This is a genomic window from Gammaproteobacteria bacterium (genome assembly GCA_022450155.1).
GTDB lineage: Bacteria > Pseudomonadota > Gammaproteobacteria > Arenicellales > UBA868 > REDSEA-S09-B13.
This window is the reverse complement of sequence record JAKUQR010000054.1, coordinates 1-5,150: the sequence shown is the minus strand read 5'-3', so window position 1 is coordinate 5,150 and position 5,150 is coordinate 1. Positions and strand designations below refer to the sequence as shown.

Below are 5,150 nucleotides of genomic sequence, written 5' to 3'. Positions count from 1 at the left end.
GACTACCGCTGTCGTATTAATGCATGCCATTCAACATTCATATTTACGTCACGAGTTCTTCATCAATTTTCTGCATTATCTTCTTCAAGCTTTTTCCGAATTATTTCATTACACAACTCGACACACCCATCGCAGATATATGCTTCAGGTCCTGAGATCAGAAGCAGGATTTCGTGCTGGCTCTTCTTGCAAAATGAGCAATAGAGAAGTTTAGATTTATTGGCTTCTTCGACTTGTTTCATCCCGTTATCTTAAACCCAGGAGGTATGTGTAGATGGGTTTTGGGATACTCACATTTTATTTCTGTGCAGTTGACGATCCCACAGCATTAACAGTCCACCTAACAAAGACCAAGCCATGACGTGTATCCGATGTACTACTGAAAGTGCAACACCGCGGGTACGCATAATCTGCTCAGCATCCGGCACACCTGGCAAGGTTTCCACACCGAACTCAGCAATCAGAGTGCCATAGGCTAACTCGCCAATACCCCAGCCACCCGGCATTAAAGGAATTGCCTGTACGACCATTGCGACCGGGACAATAGATAAGTAATCGGTCCAAGGTAATCCAACTCCGATGGCTTGGGCCATCAGAATTACACTGCCAATGAACAAGCTATAGATCAGTGGGCTGGCCAAGAGCCACAAGCCGATTCCTTTGAGATTATCTCGATACTGCAGTACTGCATCATCGAGTTGTGCCACGAACTTCCCTAATCGCTTGGGTAAATGACTGATTAGCATCTCGAATCGCAGCAGGGAGCGGAGTCCAGGACTCAGAAGTAAGATGCACCCGACGAATACACTAAGTGCGCATATCCAGACAGTCCATGCGAACTCCGGAAATCGGGTTACGATGAATAGGCAGCCAATGCTACAGGCCAAAAGCAGCGACAACAGGCCGATGATACGATCAACCAGAATCGAGACCACAGCACGGAAGCGATCACCGGAACAGCGTTCTACGATGTAGACGGCCTTGATCAGGTCGCCACCCACTGAACCTGGCATTGCGTTGCTGCAAAATAGACCGATCCATCCAAAGCGCTGTGCTTCAAGAAGCCTCACTCCAAGTTTATTTGCTCGCAACAGCCACCACCAGCGGGTGTTGATGATGAGGACAAAAAACAGAAATAAAACCGCTCCAAGACCAAAGAGAGATTTATCCAGGTTCCTCAGGTAAGTGAAAATGCTGGGCGTAATTGAATAGGCAGAAGATCGACTGATTAGCCTAGGTTTATTTTCACCATCGACCAGAAAATGTACGACATCGACATTCCACGCACCGAGAATCTTTCCATCTTCCTTTTGTTGTATCTTGTCTTCTGTCGCGATAACTGAATAGCTGTCATGCCAGTCAACGAGATGGTAAATAAGAATCAGCGCAGCCACCGCTAACGCTATCTTAATCAGACGCAGTAGATGTTTCTTGACCAGAAGCAGTAGGCGGTTCATCCCGCTATCTTATTCCTGTTACAGAAAGGCAACCAGAGCAGAGGATTTGTTGGGGAGATTGGGGTGAGATGAGGCGTCCGTTGCTAACTAAACTGTGGTAACACTGATCGAACTAAATTGAGAATCAATGGAAATCATGTTAAAAGGTGTGGGGGATGGATTCGTTAGTTTGTCGATTAACGGCCAGCTCACTATCCAAGTATCGTACAACCTCTAAAAATAAGGAGCAGTTATGAATTTGTTGAAAACATCAACCCTGACTCTAGCAGCCGTCTTTGCAATGGGTAACTTGGCATCAGCGGGAACAGTAGTTCCAACTACTGGGCATGGCTATGGTGCCGTAACCTCTTCAACAGCGACCCCGCTAGCGGATGGCTCCACGTTGATAAAGCAGACGACTCATGAGTTTTGGATTGAGAATCCATCCGCAGCAAACTTTCCTGCTGAGAAAGTAGCTGATTGCAACGCGACTCTGTTGTTGTCAGCACAGGGGGCGCCTATAGCTTTTAGAGGAACCTGTACAGCAACTGACATTGACGGAGATACTTTTGTAGCAACAAATGGTGCAACAACTCCTGATTTTAGTGACTGCACTTGGGCCATGCATGGTGGAACCGGTAAATATGCTGGTGTGACAGGCGGTGGGGCATGTATACCCGGTGGACCTATCACTAAAGATGGTAATAACACCAAGTTCTCATGGACAGGTGAGTTCGTACTACCGTAATACAATTAGGATAATCCAACGTAAAAAGCCCCGCTTCCGGCGGGGCTTTTTACTGAAAAGCGTAGTGAAAACTCTGAGGTGTGCTGAAATTGAAGTGGCGTGTCAGTTCAAACTACTACGGATTAATACGGCAAAGACGTACCGATGCGCTATACGCATTTGAGAGCAGAGGATTGAGTAAAACGCCTAGGCTGACAGCAAGACAAAGGTACAGATGGAGAGATAGATGCGCGTTATTTTCTATTTAGCTAACGACCCACCTACCAGTCGATTCCAGGATTCAATAGCATTGCCATCGGGATAAAACTTGATCTCAATTCGCACCGAGTCTTCTAGTGACTCGTGCTGATGTTTTACACCCATGGGATGGTGATAGGTATCGCCTGCCTCGACCACAAATGTCTCTGACCCAATCGACATCCGCACTTTCCCCTCCTTCTGATAGGCAACAGAGTGATGATCTTTATGCATATGCATGCGATCTATCTCTCCTGCTGGCCTGAATGCCTCAAACATAATTAAATTGGGCGTTGCCATAAGCACCTTCACGCTGTCGACACCGTCTTCATCTTGCGAGTAGTCTGGGACTAATGTGCTCATTTCACGCTTGGAGCCTGGAACGAATAACTGACCAATATCGATCGAGTCCATAAACGCGACAAAGTTTCCGAGCGATTCTGATTTCGTCATAATTTTGTTTCCTTTCCTCAAATACTACAGAGTCAATTGTATATTGGGTGGCCCAATGAATTCTGAGATAGGGCGAGTTACAGCCCCTTAAAAGCAGTTACGACTGATTTGAATAAGCCAACGGAGAATCAACTGTTGGCTGTAGGGCTACATCACTCGACAGTTTCTAAACTATGTGCGTGAGAACTTACGCTAGAACTGTTTTCTAATCAGCCTCTAAATGTGGTTTATCGACTTTCATATAAGCCATCTTTTTCGCCAGTTTGCTTCCTTGGAACTCCAACACATCAATGCCACGAATTACGGAGACATCACCGTCTTTGTCAAGGTTCAAACGCCAGCTAGCCAATACCTTTCCGGTTTCAACCTCAGCAAAAACATCCTCTTCGTCAAACCGAATCCTGCCTCGCGATCCACCAACTAACGGCTGAAAGGCAGCTCGTATGGCTTCATGGCCAACGTGCCTACCTCCGGCGGAGTCTTCATAGACGCCATCTTCTGAAAAAAAGGAGACAACATCATCAAGATTCATGCGATTAAATGCGTCAACAAATTGATCGGTGAGTGTGAGGAGTTCTTGTCTCCGGTCTGTCATAGTTGATTCTCGATTTAGTGTCATTTAATGGCAATGTACCAGATGTAAGACAGTTTCAAACCTCTGTGCGTGAGTGAGGCGTAAGACCTACAACATTCCTATCGTATTCCCAACTCCCGACTAAAACCGTAAACCTTTCTGCCTTTTCAGCAATGTCTGGATTACTACACCTGGCGATGTGGCATCATATTACAAAGCATTACCGGAAGATCAAAGGTTGATGCCGTAAGCAAGATGATCGTTATTGCCGATTACGGGAAAAATGCAATCAGATGCTTTAATACCTCTTCTGGAGATTCTTCAGCTAAATAGTGCCCACTATTAACCGGGGTAGCAATCAAGTCCTCTGCACAGTAAAGGCGCCAGATGTCGAGCGCATTGTACCATTGCCCGATCTTGCCCTGAGTTCCCCAAAGTACGAGTAGTGGGCATTGAATTTTATCGCCGGCGTCTCGGCTTTCCCGGTCGAGATCAAGATCAATGGTTGCTGCCGCCCGGTAGTCTTCGCACATACCGCGGATTGTTTCTGGCTGTCGGACAGCTTCTAAATAATCGGCTAGAGCCTCTGAGTGGAAAAAACTATTATCCTTAGGCTCTCGGGAGGTATGCGCCCTGAACCACTGGTCTGGAGCCACGTTGATAATATTTTCGGGGAAGGGGTGCGGCTGTGCAAACCAGAACCAATGGTAATAACCCATGGCAAAAGCCATGTCAGTGCGTTCGAAATGCTCGATGGTTGGGATAATATCCAGGACTGCGAGTTTTTGCACCCGGTTTGGAAAATCTAGGGCCAAGCGATGCGCCACTCGAGCTCCCCGGTCGTGACTAGCAATCAGGAAAGTCTCGTGTCCGAAATGTTCCATAACCTGAATCAGGTCTTTAGCCATCTCGCGTTTTGCGTAGGCGGCGTGATCGCGGCTCGCAGGTGGTTTGAAGGACCCACCATAACCACGTAAATCAGGGCAAATTACGGAGTAGCGTTTCGAAAGCGTGGGCGCTACAGCGTGCCACATGGCGTGGGTTTGAGGATTACCATGCAGCATCAGTAACGGTTGGCCTGTGCCACTGCGGCGTAGTCGGATGTTGCCACCCTCAACAGCAATGGTTTCTAGCGTGAAATCTTCGAAGAACGGCGGGGTAGCGGTCATGGGCGGCGATTGCAGGGTGTTCAACCGCCGGCGGGCTGCTGGCCGTGGAAGACAATATTTTCCAACACCTCACCCGTGACGGCGCGGTTAATGTTGGCGGCAAGGATGTGTTTCATTCCCAACATCCCACTAAAACTGTAAACCTTTCTGAAGGAAAAGACGGCATTCGATCAGAACCCTAGCTCTCTGGCTCCCATCCTGCTTTAACAAGTCCTTCGATTAAGATGTCTGCCAATGAAGAGTTCGGTACAAAGATATTTTTATAATCGTCTTTGGTTTTGAGATTCGGCCGCAACTTCAGATAGTCATCAAGCGCAGCTTTCGCTTCATCTCCTTTATCCAGATAACCCTTTACGGATGCCCTGAAACCTCTATAAAAACCCGTATTTGGGAACTGTAAAATACATTCCTCGATCAACTCATGCGCTAATTCATAATTCCCCAATCCCATTTGGGCAAAAAACAGCCAGTCCTTGTATACGATAGAGTTCGTATCTAAAGTATTCAATTCAATCGCTTTGCGAAAGTGTTTT

The 5,150-nt window shown here is 47.0% G+C and carries 6 protein-coding genes and 1 pseudogene; 1 reads left to right on the top strand and 6 read right to left on the bottom strand.

Features of this window, described 5'->3' with window-relative positions; all coding sequences use genetic code 11:
• Positions 1–95: 95 nt before the first annotated feature.
• Together clpX and MK323_14970 are read right to left on the bottom strand one after the other, a co-directional pair.
• Positions 96–242 (bottom strand): annotated as a pseudogene (gene clpX / locus MK323_14975) (ATP-dependent Clp protease ATP-binding subunit ClpX).
• A gap of 48 nt (positions 243–290) precedes the next feature.
• Entirely contained in the window at positions 291–1,457 is a 1,167-nt protein-coding gene (locus MK323_14970) for a flippase-like domain-containing protein (protein MCH2483447.1), read from the bottom strand.
• 232 nt (positions 1,458–1,689) lie between these two features.
• On the opposite strand from MK323_14970, the gene MK323_14965 reads away from it, so the two are divergent.
• Positions 1,690–2,184: a hypothetical protein gene (locus MK323_14965; protein ID MCH2483446.1), complete on the top strand. Its 495-nt coding sequence runs from the start codon at positions 1,690–1,692 to the stop codon at positions 2,182–2,184.
• 240 nt (positions 2,185–2,424) lie between these two features.
• Here MK323_14965 and MK323_14960 read toward each other — a convergent pair whose 3' ends face one another.
• From MK323_14960 to MK323_14945, 4 genes are all read right to left on the bottom strand, one after another.
• Positions 2,425–2,874, bottom strand: coding sequence for a cupin domain-containing protein (locus MK323_14960; GenBank protein MCH2483445.1), 450 nt, complete (start codon positions 2,872–2,874; stop codon positions 2,425–2,427).
• Between the two features lie 205 nt (positions 2,875–3,079).
• Positions 3,080–3,469, bottom strand: coding sequence for a nuclear transport factor 2 family protein (locus tag MK323_14955; GenBank protein ID MCH2483444.1), 390 nt, complete (start codon positions 3,467–3,469; stop codon positions 3,080–3,082).
• Between the two features lie 251 nt (positions 3,470–3,720).
• A complete protein-coding gene (locus tag MK323_14950) occupies positions 3,721–4,617 on the bottom strand; it encodes an alpha/beta hydrolase (GenBank protein MCH2483443.1) in 897 nt (298 codons plus the stop codon).
• Between the two features lie 178 nt (positions 4,618–4,795).
• Positions 4,796–5,150, bottom strand: a 355-nt coding sequence (locus MK323_14945) for an adenylate/guanylate cyclase domain-containing protein (GenBank protein ID MCH2483442.1), incomplete at its 5' end; no start/stop codon positions are given.